The sequence below is a fragment of the Agreia bicolorata genome, assembly GCF_000938265.1.
Classification (GTDB): Bacteria; Actinomycetota; Actinomycetes; order Actinomycetales; family Microbacteriaceae; genus Agreia; species Agreia bicolorata.
In genome coordinates, this window is the sequence record NZ_JYFC01000009.1 from 14,160 (window position 1) to 27,776 (window position 13,617).

Consider the following 13,617-nt stretch of genomic DNA (forward strand, 5'->3'; position numbering starts at 1 on the left):
ACTCCCCATGGCCCGCATACGATTGAAACGGTGCAGACAGAACCGAACCAGCCCATCGCATCCGCCGAACCCGGGTTTGTGCGCGTGCGCGGCGCCCGCGAGAACAACCTGCGCGACGTGGATGTAGACGTGCCGCGCGACCGCATCGTCGCCTTCACCGGCGTATCAGGATCGGGCAAGTCGTCGCTCGCGTTCGGCACGATCTTCGGCGAGGCGCAGCGCCGCTTCCTCGAATCGGTGGCGCCGTACGCGCGACGCCTGATCGCCCAGGGCAGCACGCCGCACGTCGATGAGATCACGGGTTTGCCACCCGCGGTCGCCCTGCAGCAGCGCCGCGGCGCTCCGAGTTCGCGATCCACGGTCGGCACCCTCACGACGCTCTCGAATCTGCTGCGCATGCTCTACTCGCGCGCCGGCACCTATCCGGTGGATGCGACGGGCCGGCTCGACTCGGATTCGTTCTCACCCAACACGGCGGCCGGGGCCTGCCCCCGCTGCCACGGACTCGGCATCGCGCACGACGTGACCGAGGCGACGGCCGTGCACGACCCAAGCCTGAGCATCCGCGACGGTGCCATCACGGCCTGGCCCGGCGCCTGGCAGGGCAAGAACCTGCGCGACGTGACGGCCGGCCTCGGCTACGACATCGACAGGCCGTGGCGCGACCTTTCGCAGAAAGACAGGGACTGGCTGCTCTTCACCGACGAGCAGCCCGTGGTCGAGGTGACCCCGCAGCGCGACCGGGTGGCGAAGCCCTACAAAGGGCGATTCTGGAGCGCCAAGAGCTTCATCATGCACACCCTCGCCGACTCGAAGAGCGAGGCGCAGCGCAACCGTGCCCAGCGCTTCGTCGAGACCGCGCCCTGCACGCTCTGCGGGGGCAGCGGGCTCACCCGGGCCGCGCTCGCGGTCACGTTCGCGGGGCACACCATCGCAGAGCTGAACGATATGCCCTTCGCGGCGCTCGCCGACGTGCTGCGACCCACGGCCGAGCTGAAGTCGGCGGGCGCCGCGCGCTCAGACCGCTCGTCGGGGGAGCTCACCGAGGTCGCCGTCACCATCTCGCGCGATCTGCTCGCCCGTATCGAGGTGCTCGTCGGCCTCGGCCTCGACTACCTGGGTCTGAGTCGGGCGACTCCCACGCTTTCGCCCGGCGAGATGCAGCGGCTGCGCATCGCCACTCAGCTGCGCTCTGGGCTGTTCGGCGTGATCTACGTGCTCGACGAGCCCTCGGCCGGCCTGCATCCCGCCGATGCGGAGCCGCTCATCACGGTGCTCGAGCAGCTCAAAGCGTCGGGCAACTCGGTGTTCGTGGTCGAGCACAACATGGATGTCGTGCGCCAGGCCGACTGGGTCGTCGACGTCGGTCCCGGGGCCGGTTCAGGCGGCGGATGCGTGTTGTACAGCGGCGCCGTCGGCGGGCTCGCCGAGGTGGCCGAGTCGGTCACACGGCCGTTCCTGTTTCCGTCGGGCGGGGAGTCTGCGCGGCGGGCCGCCCGCGAGCCCCGCGACTGGCTGCGGTTGCGCGCGGTCTCGCGCCACAACATCCGGAATCTGGATGTCGACGTGCCCCTGGGTGTGCTGACGGCGGTGACCGGGGTGTCGGGCTCGGGCAAGTCGAGCCTGGTCGGCGGCGTGCTCGCCGAGAAGGCGCTGGCCGCTGACGCCATCGACCGCGTCGTGCAGGTCGACCAGAAGCCGATCGGGCGCACGCCGCGATCGAACCTGGCCACCTACACGGGGCTGTTCGATGCGGTGCGCGCGACGTTCGCCGCCACGGACGAAGCGCGCGAGCGGGGCTTCGATGCCGGCCGCTTCTCGTTCAACGTCGACGGCGGACGCTGCCCGACCTGCCTGGGCGAGGGCTTCGTGTCGGTCGAGCTGCTCTTCCTTCCGGGCAGCTACGCGCCCTGCCCTGACTGCGGCGGCACGCGCTACAACGCCGAGACTCTCGAGGTGCGCTATCGCGACGCGTCGATCGCTGACGTGCTCGCGATGACCGTCGACGATGCCGCTGGCTTCCTCGCCGACGTGCCCGTGGCCGCGCGCAGCCTCGACACCCTGCGCAAGGTGGGGCTCGGCTACCTTCGCCTCGGCCAGCCCGCCACCGAGCTCTCGGGCGGCGAGGCCCAGCGCATCAAACTCGCCACGGAACTGCAGCGCGCCCGCCGTGGCCACACGCTCTACGTTCTCGACGAGCCGACGACGGGGCTGCATCCGGCCGATGTGCGCCTGCTTGTCACGCAGCTGAACGGCCTGGTGGATGCCGACAACACGGTCGTGCTCGTGGAGCACGACATGAGTGTGGTCGCCGACGCCGACTGGGTCATCGACATGGGCCCGGCCGGAGGCGACAAGGGCGGGCGGGTCGTGGCGGCGGGTACTCCGGAGTCGGTGGCCGGGAGCGGCGACAGCCGCACCGCGCCCTACCTGGCGGCGGCGCTCGGCTCGGTGCTCGCGTCGGTCTGAGACCGAAAATTCCCATCAAATAGTCTTGGCACTCTCGGCCGTCGAGTGCTAATTTAGTTCTCACAAGTTGAGTCAGACCGACTCAAGTTCACAGAAAGGGGAATCCTCATGGCAATGTCTTTTGATCCTTTCAGCGAGCTCGACCGCATCGCCGGCGACCTGCTCACGTTCCGTCCTGGTCCTAAGTTCATGCCCGTCGACCTGTATCGCGACGGCGATCAGTACGTGCTGAGCGCAGATCTGCCGGGCATCGACCCTGGCTCGGTCGATGTCGATGTCGACGGCCAGCTGCTCACCATCAGGGCCAAGCGAACCGGTGCCGCCCACGAGGGCGTCAAGTGGCTCGCCCAGGAGCGCCCGAGTGGCGACTATCTCCGCCAGTTCAGTTTGGGTGACGGCGTCGACTCCGAGAAGATCTCGGCGAGCTACGACAACGGCGTTCTCTCCGTGATCATTCCGGTGAGCGAGCGTGCCAAGCCGCGCAAGATCGAGGTCAAGGCGGCACGGACTGCCGACGAGCAGAAGACGTTGACCGTCTGACGAGAACTGAAAAGAACGTGGGGCGGGCCTCTGGCTCGCCCCATTTTTTGCGCCCTGCGGTTGCGGGAGCATCGTGGTGGGTCGCTGTGTTCACCGTGCCGTTTTGTTCATGAGGTGGCCCTGAGGAGTCTCGCCCCGATCGTGGTTGCCGCGTTCGACATCCCGCTCTTCGTGATCGCATCAGCCGTCGCAGCGCTTCTTCTTCTTCTTCTTTTCGGTCGATTGCCCGCCGAGCGGATCGTGCGGGGTCTGTTCGCCTTGCGGCTGGCCGTCGCCCACGCGATCATCGGCTCGCTTCTCTGGAACTATGTCGCGAGGCCCATCGTGAATAAGCAGGAAACTTATATATAGTCCGATATCAGCGATAAGCTGATTACATGTCGGATCTGTTTTCGCCTGTAGCCGTGATCATCGATATTTCGAGGTCTCGCACGCACCCCGATCGCGAACTTCTGCAACGTGAACTGAACGGTGTCTTCGCGAAGGTCAATGAATTGCAGCCTGGAGTGCAGAGGATAGAACCGACCGTAGGCGACGAGTTTCAGGCCGTATACGGCCATCTTGGTCACGCGTTTCGGGCAACGCTGTTGGCCCGACTCTTCCTGCCTGAGCAAATCGACTGCCGATTCGGGCTTGGCTCTGGCGAAATCAAGATCGTCGGTCACAGTGTCGTCGGTGCGGTGCAGGATGGCTCCGCGTGGTGGTCGGCTCGGGAGGCGATAAATGAAGCAAGAAAACGCGAGTATTCCAAGCTCGGCTTTGTTCGGACATGGTTCCGAGTGGCCGAGGGTCTCGGGGGTGCGGCATTGGAGAGTTCGGACCGCGCCATCGGAGAGGCCGCGGTCAACGCGTACCTCCTGACGAGAGATCACATCATCAATACCATGAGCACTCGAACTCGCCGATTGTTTCGCGGCCAGCTTCTAGGCGAGACGCAGCAGAGCCTGGCGCGAGAAGAGGGTATTACCCAATCGGCGGTCTCGCAGAATCTGGCGAAGAGCGGCGCGAATGCGCTCTTTGCGAGTGAGTTGCTGCTCCTAGGCAGCGCGCAGTGATACTCCTCGCATTTCTCCTATTCGGGATAGGGGTCGCAGACGCTATCGGTGTTCGAATCGGCCGAGGGTCGATGGCTCTCTCGTCGGCCGTCGGCCTAGGGGTCGGCATTCTGATGGTTGTCGCCTGCGGGGTGGAATGGTGGTGGGCGTCTACGGTGGCGTTGGCCATCGTCCTCTGGCGTTATGGCACGGCGCGTGCCACGCGGTCGCAGCTCGCGGGCCTCGTGGTTGTATTGGCCCTCGGTGGTGCGGTGGTGATCATCGTCGCAGCTGGCCCGAGTCTTCCTCTGCCGCATGGTGTTGTCGTCGACTGGTACGGCTCGCTTCCGTACCAGGCACTCGCCGGTGTTTCATTCACGACGTTTGCGCTCGTGGTCGGTGCCGTTCTTTTTCTCATCGAGACGTCGAATGTCATCGTTCGGCTCGCTCTCCGCGCAGAGAGCGAGGTGCCGGTCGCCGCGGCAGACAAGTCGATCGCAGATTCCGAGTCATTGACCGAAGCAGCGCAACGCTCAATATTCTCTATCGGCAAGAAAAAGATGGTCGTGGTTCCGCCTCCTGATGACGACATCGTCAAGCTCAAAGGGGGTCGCTACATCGGCCCGATCGAACGGCTCTTTCTCCTTGCTCTGATTTTGGCTGGTCAGTTCGGTGTTATGGCAGCCGTCGTCGCAGCGAAAGGCATCATCCGATTTCCCGAGATCTCGAAAGATGCCGAGGGTTCAAAGGCGGAGTACTTTCTTGTAGGCAGCTTCACCAGTTGGGCTTTGGTCGGCACTCTGTCGCTCCTTATCTGGTTGGGCCGCTAAAGAACATGCACTGATTAGCTTCTGGCTTATTTGGACTAATAAATAAGCAAAAATCTTATATTTTTCGTGCTTGCTCGGTTTCGCGGCAGGTGGGTATACGTCGGTCGGTAGTTCATCAGGCTCCTCAGGGTGCCTGTCCAGAGCGGTCGTGCATGCTGAAAGGCCAGACCGTTCTATTGAAAGGCCCGAGATGAGCACCCTCCAGCGACTGATGAAAATGGCGTCGAAGGCGCTCGATGGATCGGGGCAGAGCAAAGCTTCGGGGTCCGGTGCAACAGACTGGCGCGACCTCGTGCGCACCGCTGCCGACAAGGTGACGGGCGACGGGCGCACCCCGAGCGCGGATCGCGGCAACACGCATCCGGCGCCGTCGCGGGTTCAGGATGCGCCGGTGCGCGACGCGCCCGTGCCGCACTCCCACGACGTTCCCGTCTATGGCACGCCGTCGGGCGCTCCGGCTCAGGATACGGCGAGTCCGGCTGCGTCGACTGCCGAAGACCGGGCCGCGATCGCGCGCTACGACTACCTGCTGAAGACCGCGATGCCGGAGCAGCTCGAGCAGGTGCATCGCGACGCATTCGCGAGACTCACTCCGGCGCAACGCGAGCAGGTCGAGTCGCGTCTGCGCGACGAACTGCCCGCATCTGAACAGCCTGTCTCGTCTTCCCCGAACGATCTGGCACGTGCCGCTGTTCGTGGCGAGGCGCACAAGCCGGGATTCCTGCGCGGACTTTTCTCGAAGCCCGCAGCGGCGGGTGCTGCGGGAGTCGGGGTGGGCGCCGTGGCCGGCGCCGGCATCGGCGTGGCTGGCGGGCTCCTCGCCGCCGTGGCAGGGGGAGCGGTGCTTTCGAGCGTGGCCGGTCCCTTGCTCGAGCAAGCCTCCGGAATGGGCATCGACTTTGATGCGCTGGGCGGCCTCGAAGGACTTGAGGGCGGTCTTGGCGACATTGCTGCTGGCGCGGGTGAGTACACGAGTGGCATCGGTGAGCACCTCTCCGAAATCGGCTCCAGCTTCGAGATCCCGGGCCTCGGCGACCTCGGAAGCCTCTTCGGGCGCGACTAGCCCCGGGTGGCTCGCTGCAATTCAGGAAGAACGGTGGTGCGGCGCGCGAAAATCACCGGATTCGGTCGTTTGACCTGAATTACAGCGCGGCCGTCGTGCCAATCTGGAGTCGTGACCGAACTTCTCGTTGTTTTGGTGCTCGCCTTCGTCGCGATCGCAGCTTCTACTGTGCTCGGTCCGCGGCTGGGCGTCGCTGCTCCACTGCTGCTCGTCGCGATCGGCGTCGGAGCGAGCTTTTTGCCCCTCTTCGCCGACGTCGAGATCGAACCGGAGTGGATTCTCGCCGGCGTGCTGCCGCCACTGCTGTACTCGTCGGCCGTGTCGATGCCGGCCATGAACTTCCGCCGCGAGTTCGGCGCGATCAGCAGCCTGTCCGTGGTGCTGGTCGTGGCAAGTTCGCTTGTTCTGGGCGTGTTCTTTATGCTCGTCATCCCCGATCTCGGCTTCGCGTGGGGCGTCGCTCTCGGCGCGATCATCAGCCCGACCGATGCGGTGGCGACGTCGATCATCAAGCAGACGTCGGTGTCGAAGAGGGTCGTCGCGATGCTCGAGGGCGAGAGCCTGTTGAACGACGCCACCGCATTGGTGCTGCTGCGCACGGCGATCGTCGCCACTGCGGCGTCATTCTCGTTCTGGGGAGCGGTCGGAACCTTCGTCTACTCCGTCGTGATCGCCGCCATCATCGGGATCCTGGTCGGATGGGGCAACCTGGTCGTGCGCAAGCGTGTCACCGATCCGACCGTGAATACCGTCATCTCGTTCGTGGTTCCCTTCGTCGCGGCCGTTCCCGCCGAGCTGCTCGGCGCATCCGGTCTTGTGGCGGCCGTTGTCGCCGGACTCGTCACGGGCGTCCGTGCTCCGCGATATCTCTCGGCGCAGAACAGGCTGTCTGACTCGCAGAACTGGCACACAGTAGAGATGGTTCTCGAGGGCGCCGTTTTTCTGACGATGGGAGTGCAGATTTCGTCAATCGTCGCGAACGTCGAGCACGATCACGCCGGAGTCTCGACCGCGGTGCTGATCGCTGCGGGTGCTCTTGTGCTCATCGTCGTCGTGCGCGCTGCTTATGTGGCGCCGTTGCTGTGGGTGCTGTCTGCTCTGCGCACCCGCAACGAGAGAATGCAAGGCAGGCTTCTCGAGGTGCGCGAAAAGATGAGCACTCCCGAGGGTGCCGAGGAGATGTTCGGTGGCTCGAATGGGCGACGGCGCCGAGCGTCTGACAATCAGATCGAGCGCTTCGGTCGGCGCATCGTGCAGACTCTGGCCGACATCACCTACTTCCGAAACGCTCCCCTTGGCTGGCGGGATGGCACGGCCGTGGTGTGGGCGGGCATGCGCGGGGCCGTCACGGTGGCCGCGGCGCAGACGCTTCCCGATGGCACGCCCCAGAGGTCTGTGCTCGTGCTGATCGCGTTCACTGTGGCCGTCATGTCGCTCGCTGTGCAGGGCGGAACGATCGGTCCGCTTCTCCGTGCCATTGCGCCGAAGGTCGACCAGGCGGCCGTCGACGAGCAGACGAACGCCGAGCGGACTCGCCTGATGCAGCTCCTGAGAAAGAGTGCTGAGGCCGTTCCTCCGGGGCCCCCGGCCGAGCAGACGACGGCGGGATTTCTCTCGGCGAAGGAGCACGAGCTGGCGGTGATCGGTGCCCAGAGAGCCGCGCTACTCGAGGCCCGCGACCACGGCACCTTTGACGCCGACGTGCTGGCCTATGCACTGCAGATCCTCGATGCATCGCAGATTGCTCTCGAGCTGCGCGGCGGTCCGAAAGGCTGAGCTTCGGGCCGATTATGCAGTTGCCATTTCCGGAGAGCTCGCCCGGAACTCGGCGGCTGCCGGCGAGACGGTGTACTCCACGATCTCGACAGCGTGCGATTTAAGAACCTGCAGTACCTCGTCGGGTGTCGTGTAGAAAAACTCTCGACGGAGGTTGACCTTGTTGACTCTTTGAGGGGCGAAAGTTCGGTGCAGCATTGCTTCGATAGCGACCGCATCATCGGCAAAGAAAAGTGCATGTACGTCGAAACGGAACGGAACAGAAGCGTCGCCCAGTTCATTGACTCTGTCCATTGGCTCGAGTCTGCGCGTCATACCGATCTTCACCATTCGTTCCCCGAACGCCCCGACATTCGAGATCACGTAGACGTAACCGGCACGGGCGTTGGCTGCTCGGTAGTCCACATCTGCGATTGCACGTTCGACGTCTTCGATCTTGGCCTGCATGCGGGCAGCGCCCTCGAGATCCCCATTTGCCTGGAGGGCCGCCAGGGTGGCGACATAGTGCGCTTGTTCTTTGTTCAGGCGTTCTTTTTCTCTTTCGAGCTCGGCCGCTGCCTTGGCCTGCTCGCGAAGCTCGGCGCGACGGTCTCGCTCCATTTCCTTTTCTCGCGCGAGGACTTGAAGGTGCTGATTCGCCAGGGCGATCTCTTTCAATCGAAGCTGATGAAAGTGCGGCTCAATGTGGAGGGAAATCATTGTGCCGCTTTTCGCGATCTGCTCGGCGGCCTTGGTCAATCGAGTTTGCGCGCCTGCGAGATTGCCGGCCCGCGTCGCCTTGATCGCGTTCTCGGCCTCGGCGTTATAAGCACGGAGCAAGACTTTAGCCATATCGCTCATGAACTTCTTGCCTTGAGCTGCAGAGTTGTTGAAGGTGAAGCCTGAGGCTGTGCTCACGGCGCGTTTGTTCTGGATCGACTGCTTGATCGCATATCGAACTGTCTCGAGTTCCGTCGCCAGATCGGCGGACGATTGAGCGGGATGTTCGAACTCGAAGAAACCGACATTCTGAAGTTCAACCGCTGCATCGGTATCGATGTAGTCTTGCCGCACTTGCTTTAGCTGGTTTTGAGCCGCGAGCAATTGGTTGTTGATTTCTTGAAGCTCCCGCGTCGCCTTGGCACGCTGAACATCCATCTCTGCTGAGGTCGCCGCCCAGGCGCGCTCATGCTCTTCGGCCCGAGCCTGCGCGTCAGATTCGTGCTGTCGGCGCGCTCTCTCCATATCGGACATGACCTCGGCGCGATACGCGTCGATCTCTCCAAAAGGTCGTAGACCGTGCTTTTCGACCAACTCTTCCAGTTGAAGGTTTCTCTGCATCAACTCCGAGGCAAGTGCTCTGGCGTCGTTCTTGCTGAGTTTGTCGATCTGTAGTGGAGCGGGCTCAATGGTCCCCGCGGCTTGCCGAGCTTGTCGACGGCTCTCGGGCTGGGCCGGTGTGACTAGCGGCGTCTTTTGTTGGACATGTTCTGTCCATTGCTCCCCGTCCCACCAACGGATGTAGTTCGGATTCGTGTCGTCGTACCAGCCTGCAGGAGTGCTCACCTGGTGAGGATAGTTCGGAATCGCGTTTGCATACAGTCCCCTAAACGGGATGCCGACCATCGGGAGTGCCGATGAGACTCGTTCAACAGGACGGATTGGCGGCACGCCGCGCGCGCAAATGTGCCACGCCGGTGGCCGAGCAATCCATCCTGTTCAACGACGCTTGAACGCTAGCCGAGCTGCTTCAGTGCCTCCACTGTTCCGCCCCAGTTGTGTGAGGAGATCGCGTCGGCGAAGGTGGAATCGCCGCGCCCGGTGCCCAACTTCTCGCCGGATGCATCGTCGACGATATCGACTCGGTGGCCCTTTTCTGGGCTGTCGCCGCTGCCGTCCTCGACGAACTCGATGCGCAGAACGCGTCCGTCGAGTCGGCCCGTGACCACCGCTCCTGTCTCGGTTTTGTTCGAGGTGTCGGTCATAAAGGGGCCTGCTCCCAGCGTGGCGAGCGATTCGTTGACCTGGTTGATGAGTGACGACGTGTTCATGGTTCTCCTAGTCGTGAGCGAGGCCCCAGGCTAGCGGCGCACCGCGACGTGTCGACAGGACTTGACGGCTCGTGCTCAGCCCGCGTCGCGCTTCTCGTAGGCGTCGGAGAGTCCTTTCATCGTCTGCATATCGAGAGGCATCGAGGTGTGCTCGTGAGTGATCTTCCATTCGCCGTCGCGCTTCTCGAGCACCACGGTCATGCGGTTCATCATCGAGTCGACCAGCTCTCCGTCGGCGGTGACCTCGGCATAGCGCACGGCTGCGTGGGCGGTGGCGAGGTCGTCACGCACCGAGGTCACGACCTCGGTGAACCGCGCCTCGCACAGCTTGTCGCCCAGGCTCTCGAACCACGCGGTCACCATCGGGCGCCAGCCGTCGACACCGGCGAACTCCCACATCCCCCACGCATCGAAGACGAGGGTGTCGTGGGCATACAGGTCGAGGAACCGTTCCACGTCTTTGGCCAGTACGGCCGACGTGTAGTTCTCGAAGAGAGTGGTCACTGGTGTGGATTCGAGGGGCATGTTCCTGTCCTTCTTCCGTGCTCCGAAAAACATTCCTAGTAGGAACATGACTATCAGGAACCTAAGGTTGTGTCCATGGCGAAACCTGAATTGTCGACCACGGCATACGCGCTGCTGGGTCTCCTTGTCTTCGACCGCGAGAATCCCGAGGGCATGACGGGATACGAACTCAAGCAGCGGGCCGACTTCACGCTGCGTTACTACTGGGTGAGCCCGGCGATGAGCCAGATCTACACGGAACTGCGCAAACTCGCCGACGCGGGGCTCGCTGAGACGGCACCTTCCGACGGCCCTGCCCGTTACCGCGTGACTGGACTCGGCGAAGAGCAGCTGCAGATATGGCTCTTCCATGGCGAGGTCGGCTTCCCCATCCTCAAGCACCCCGTGGCGCTGCGGCTGCTGATGGGCCGCCTCTCGACGCCCGAGCGGCTGGGCACGATGCTCGAAGCGCATCTGGATGACCTGGCGGCGCGCCGTGCCGATCTGCAGGGTGTGCGAGACATGCTCGGCGACGAGCATCAAGTGCGCTACGCGGCGATGGTCGCAGACTGGGGTCTCGCCTACTACGACAGCGAGGCGTCGATCGTGACCGGGCTGCGCGAGCGCCTCGACGGAATGGACTGAGCACGCCAACTGTGCCCGGCGCGGACAGTACGCACCGGTGTGTCGGTAACTCTTGTCTGTGCCGGGAACAGTTGGTTCGTCAGAAGAGGGGCTGCTGCACTCGCTCCGAGGGAACGAGCGCGGTGAGGGTGGCTTTCACCGCGACGAGTCCGGGCTTCTGGGCACCGGCCAGGAGCCGGAGCATCTCGGGGATCCAGGCCTGCGCGTCTGACGTCGCTGACGGCATCCGGTGTTTGAGAATGACGGGCGCAGCGCCGCCGTCGAAGCGCAGCGCGATCGTGAGCCCGCCGGCCGCGAGATCGGCCTTCGATGCTCTCCCGCAGACGCGCGTGATGCAGGCTTCCATGAGCTGGGCGGGAGCGAAGTCGGGGCGGTTGTAGCCTGAGATGGTTCCCTCGGAGGAGAGGCTCGATCGTGTTTCGACCGGGTTCAGCGTCGCGTCGTCGGTGCCGGCGCGGATGCGGCTCAGGCGGTGCGCCATCGTTGCTCCGCAGACGTGGCGGAGTTCGTCGGACGAGATGCGGTCGAGATCACCGAGGTGCGCTACCTCGATGAGGCGCAGCCGTTCGACGGTCTGCGCGCCGATTCCCCAGACGTCGGCGATGGGCAGAGCCGTGCGCAATTCTGCCTCTTCGTCAGCGTCGACGACGTGCAGGCCGTCGGGCTTCGCGGCGCGAGAGGCGAGCTTTGCCATGAGTTTTGTGCGCCCGATTCCAACGCTGATCGGAATGCCGAGTTCGTGCGCCACCCGGCGGCGCAGGCTCTGCCCGGCGTCGACGGCGGCCCGGATGTCTGTGGCTCCGATGTCAAGGAAGGCCTCCTCCATCGATCCCGGCTCGACCGACCGAGCGCTGTCGCGAAAGATGTCGAAGAGAGCGTCGCTGACCTCCTCGACTTCGGCACGGGGCGTATCGACCATGACGAGTTCAGGGCAGAGGCGCTGAGCCTCGTGCACCTGCATGCCGCCGCGAACGCCGCGGAGCCGAGCCGGGTAGTTGGCGCTGGCGATGAAGACATGGGCGATCGCGGCCATGGGCCTGTCGACGAGGTCGGGGCGGCGACGAAGGATCACCGAGGCGAAGAACGAGTCGGCGTCGACGTGCAGGAGGAGCGTCGTGGCCACGGTGTTTATCGTACAGGTGTTCGAATGTTTCCTCACCAGTGGCTGAATCGCCTGTTGGTGACGGGCGTGACTTTGTTACCGTGCTGAGCATGGCTGCAAAGAGATTTCCGCTCCGTTGGTGGCTTACGACCGGCCTGGCCTCGGCGTTCGTTGTGCTGTTCACCATGGGCGCGTACCAAAAGTGGCCGGGGCTCGTGACGATCTTCTTTGTCTTGGGGTTTTGCATCATTCAGTGGGTCGTCGAGCGACACAATGAACGCGAGGCAGACGTCGACCAGATCTGGTGGGTTCCCTCGAGTGTTCTGTGGGAAAAACCGCTTCGCGTTGCTCTTTCGGCTGTTCTTATGCTCGCGGCCTTCATCGGCGCGGCGTTTGTGGTGTTTGGTAACGCGGGCCTGTGGCTTCTCGGTGTCGTCGTGGCAGTCACGTTCGTGTACAGGCTCACGGTGGGCCGGATGTGGTTGATACAGGACCGCGCTGCGCTCACCGCGGAGAATGCGTCCGAGGGCTCGACCGCCGACGGCTGAATACGCCGACGCCGACGATTGCGACGGCGGACGCCAGGCTCGTGAGATAGAGCACTCCCGCCCAGATCGTGTGCGCCCCGCCGCCGACCCCGTGGGTGTCGGCGACGTCCATGCCCAGACGGAAGCCGTCGAGAAACGCGGGCACGGCGCCCGCCGCGACGATGGCGAGGAAGATCATCGCCATCGTCGAGAGCGAGAATCGTCTCCAGAGCCCGATGATCGCGGCGGTAACGGCAAGCACGACTCCCACGGCCGCCGTGCCGATCACCCATCCGATGTCGCCTCCGACATCCTGGCCGGCAGCCGTGAGGCGTGCGTGGATCTCACCGAGAGTCGAGCCGGGAACGGCCGCGAGCGGATCCAGCACGAGAGATTCGACGGCCATCAGGGCCGCATAGGCCGCGACGAGAACGACGCCGCCTACCGCGAGGAGTATGCGGCCTCGGTTCACTTCGCCGCGGTGCGCGTCGACCACAGAGCCCACGCCACCAGGAGGGGCTGGCCGAACAGGCGGCCGACGCGCTTGGCGTCGGAGTCGAGACCGAACGCATCCCTGTGGTGAATGGCCTGCGCGATGTTGCCCGGGAAGATCGCGGTGAAGAAGGCGGCGGCCAGGCCTCCGACGCGGGCCCGCTGCGAGCGAGGAGCGAAGAGCAGGGCAGCACCGAGCGTGATCTCGGCGACGCCGCTCAAGAGGACGGTTGTGTCTTCTTTGAGTGGAACGAACTCGGGCACCTGCGCGCGAAAGTCGTCGCGGGCGAAGGTGAGGTGGCTGGTGCCAGCGAAAACGAGGATGGCGCCGAGAGCGATGCGGGCTGCCGTGCGGCGCTTCGAGGCTGGTTTGTCGAGCTGTTTCGTCATGGCGGCTCCTCGTGAGAATCGAATGGTCTGCTTCGACGATACGCCTCGCGGCCGGATCCGACCCCGCTGTCGGTGGAGCGCGGTCGACCGCTCGGGCGCGCGAGGTGCTGCTGGCGCAGATCCTGGATGCCGCCCCCTGGCTCGACCTGCAGGGTTTCGCCGACCTCATGGTGCGGCCGGCGTAACCGCGCCCGCCCGGCGCATCTGCTGCCGGA

General features: G+C 64.3%; 16 protein-coding genes. 10 read left to right on the forward strand and 6 right to left on the reverse strand.

Annotation, left to right across the window (positions count from 1 at the left end; all coding sequences use genetic code 11):
- Nucleotides 1-30: 30 nt before the first annotated feature.
- The 7 genes from TZ00_RS16790 (at nt 31) to TZ00_RS16820 (ending at nt 7,712) form a co-directional block, all read left to right on the forward strand.
- A complete protein-coding gene (locus TZ00_RS16790) occupies nt 31-2,469 on the forward strand; it encodes an ATP-binding cassette domain-containing protein (protein WP_174436087.1) in 2,439 nt (812 codons plus the stop codon).
- Nucleotides 2,470-2,577: 108 nt separating this feature from the next.
- Nucleotides 2,578-3,009, forward strand: a complete 432-nt coding sequence (locus TZ00_RS16795; protein WP_044443519.1) for an Hsp20/alpha crystallin family protein — start codon at nt 2,578-2,580, stop codon at nt 3,007-3,009.
- 114 nt (nt 3,010-3,123) lie between these two features.
- Nucleotides 3,124-3,360 carry a hypothetical protein gene (locus TZ00_RS16800; RefSeq protein WP_152631245.1) on the forward strand — a complete coding sequence of 79 codons (237 nt, stop codon included), beginning with the start codon at nt 3,124-3,126 and terminating at the stop codon, nt 3,358-3,360.
- Nucleotides 3,361-3,386: 26 nt separating this feature from the next.
- The gene (locus TZ00_RS16805) at nt 3,387-4,064 is read left to right on the forward strand and encodes a SatD family protein (protein ID WP_044443521.1); all 678 of its coding nucleotides are present in this window, start codon (nt 3,387-3,389) and stop codon (nt 4,062-4,064) included.
- Nucleotides 4,065-4,135: 71 nt separating this feature from the next.
- The gene (locus TZ00_RS19095) at nt 4,136-4,873 is read left to right on the forward strand and encodes a hypothetical protein (protein WP_052521659.1); all 738 of its coding nucleotides are present in this window, start codon (nt 4,136-4,138) and stop codon (nt 4,871-4,873) included.
- 190 nt (nt 4,874-5,063) lie between these two features.
- The gene (locus TZ00_RS16815; protein WP_044443522.1) at nt 5,064-5,936 is read left to right on the forward strand and encodes a hypothetical protein; all 873 of its coding nucleotides are present in this window, start codon (nt 5,064-5,066) and stop codon (nt 5,934-5,936) included.
- 111 nt (nt 5,937-6,047) lie between these two features.
- Nucleotides 6,048-7,712, forward strand: coding sequence for a cation:proton antiporter (locus tag TZ00_RS16820; RefSeq protein WP_044443523.1), 1,665 nt, complete (start codon nt 6,048-6,050; stop codon nt 7,710-7,712).
- A 12-nt stretch (nt 7,713-7,724) separates the two neighbouring features.
- On the opposite strand, the gene TZ00_RS16825 is transcribed toward TZ00_RS16820, so the two are convergent.
- From TZ00_RS16825 to TZ00_RS20025, 3 genes are all read right to left on the reverse strand, one after another.
- Nucleotides 7,725-9,257, reverse strand: coding sequence for an SNIPE associated domain-containing protein (locus TZ00_RS16825; RefSeq protein WP_044443620.1), 1,533 nt, complete (start codon nt 9,255-9,257; stop codon nt 7,725-7,727).
- A 170-nt stretch (nt 9,258-9,427) separates the two neighbouring features.
- Nucleotides 9,428-9,742: a hypothetical protein gene (locus tag TZ00_RS16830; RefSeq protein ID WP_044443524.1), complete on the reverse strand. Its 315-nt coding sequence runs from the start codon at nt 9,740-9,742 to the stop codon at nt 9,428-9,430.
- A gap of 75 nt (nt 9,743-9,817) precedes the next feature.
- Entirely contained in the window at nt 9,818-10,267 is a 450-nt protein-coding gene (locus tag TZ00_RS20025) for a YybH family protein (RefSeq protein ID WP_044443526.1), read from the reverse strand.
- A 75-nt stretch (nt 10,268-10,342) separates the two neighbouring features.
- On the opposite strand from TZ00_RS20025, the gene TZ00_RS20030 reads away from it, so the two are divergent.
- Nucleotides 10,343-10,891: a PadR family transcriptional regulator gene (locus TZ00_RS20030; protein WP_052521661.1), complete on the forward strand. Its 549-nt coding sequence runs from the start codon at nt 10,343-10,345 to the stop codon at nt 10,889-10,891.
- A 79-nt stretch (nt 10,892-10,970) separates the two neighbouring features.
- Here the strand turns inward: TZ00_RS20030 and TZ00_RS19100 are convergent, their stop codons facing one another.
- Complete coding sequence (locus TZ00_RS19100; RefSeq protein ID WP_052521662.1) at nt 10,971-12,014, reverse strand: DNA polymerase Y family protein; 1,044 nt, start codon at nt 12,012-12,014, stop codon at nt 10,971-10,973.
- 89 nt (nt 12,015-12,103) lie between these two features.
- On the opposite strand from TZ00_RS19100, the gene TZ00_RS16850 reads away from it, so the two are divergent.
- Nucleotides 12,104-12,541 carry a hypothetical protein gene (locus tag TZ00_RS16850; protein WP_152631246.1) on the forward strand — a complete coding sequence of 146 codons (438 nt, stop codon included), beginning with the start codon at nt 12,104-12,106 and terminating at the stop codon, nt 12,539-12,541.
- Here the strand turns inward: TZ00_RS16850 and TZ00_RS16855 are convergent.
- Both TZ00_RS16855 and TZ00_RS16860 read right to left on the reverse strand, forming a co-directional pair.
- Entirely contained in the window at nt 12,498-13,016 is a 519-nt protein-coding gene (locus TZ00_RS16855) for a hypothetical protein (protein ID WP_052521663.1), read from the reverse strand. The two genes, TZ00_RS16850 and TZ00_RS16855, sit on opposite strands and share 44 nt — an antisense overlap.
- On the reverse strand, nt 12,989-13,402 hold the full coding sequence (locus TZ00_RS16860; protein WP_044443532.1) for a DoxX family protein: 414 nt from the start codon (nt 13,400-13,402) through the stop codon (nt 12,989-12,991). The genes TZ00_RS16855 and TZ00_RS16860 overlap by 28 nt, the downstream gene beginning before the upstream one ends.
- Before the next feature lie 11 nt (nt 13,403-13,413).
- On the opposite strand from TZ00_RS16860, the gene TZ00_RS20035 reads away from it, so the two are divergent.
- Nucleotides 13,414-13,587, forward strand: coding sequence for a hypothetical protein (locus TZ00_RS20035; RefSeq protein ID WP_161793794.1), 174 nt, complete (start codon nt 13,414-13,416; stop codon nt 13,585-13,587).
- The last annotated feature ends 30 nt before the right edge of the window (nt 13,588-13,617 follow it).

Bases quoted from the DNA above. Each gene is read 5' to 3' on its own strand.
- TZ00_RS20030 (WP_052521661.1), top strand. From the start codon at position 10,343: ATGGCGAAACCTGAATTGTCGACCACGGCATACGCGCTGCTGGGTCTC.
- TZ00_RS19095 (WP_052521659.1), top strand. From the start codon at position 4,136: ATGGCTCTCTCGTCGGCCGTCGGCCTAGGGGTCGGCATTCTGATGGTT.
- TZ00_RS16805 (WP_044443521.1), top strand. From the start codon at position 3,387: ATGTCGGATCTGTTTTCGCCTGTAGCCGTGATCATCGATATTTCGAGG.
- TZ00_RS16830 (WP_044443524.1), bottom strand. From the start codon at position 9,742: ATGAACACGTCGTCACTCATCAACCAGGTCAACGAATCGCTCGCCACG.
- TZ00_RS16860 (WP_044443532.1), bottom strand. From the start codon at position 13,402: ATGACGAAACAGCTCGACAAACCAGCCTCGAAGCGCCGCACGGCAGCC.
- TZ00_RS16850 (WP_152631246.1), top strand. From the start codon at position 12,104: ATGGCTGCAAAGAGATTTCCGCTCCGTTGGTGGCTTACGACCGGCCTG.
- TZ00_RS16815 (WP_044443522.1), top strand. From the start codon at position 5,064: ATGAGCACCCTCCAGCGACTGATGAAAATGGCGTCGAAGGCGCTCGAT.
- TZ00_RS20025 (WP_044443526.1), bottom strand. From the start codon at position 10,267: ATGCCCCTCGAATCCACACCAGTGACCACTCTCTTCGAGAACTACACG.
- TZ00_RS16795 (WP_044443519.1), top strand. From the start codon at position 2,578: ATGGCAATGTCTTTTGATCCTTTCAGCGAGCTCGACCGCATCGCCGGC.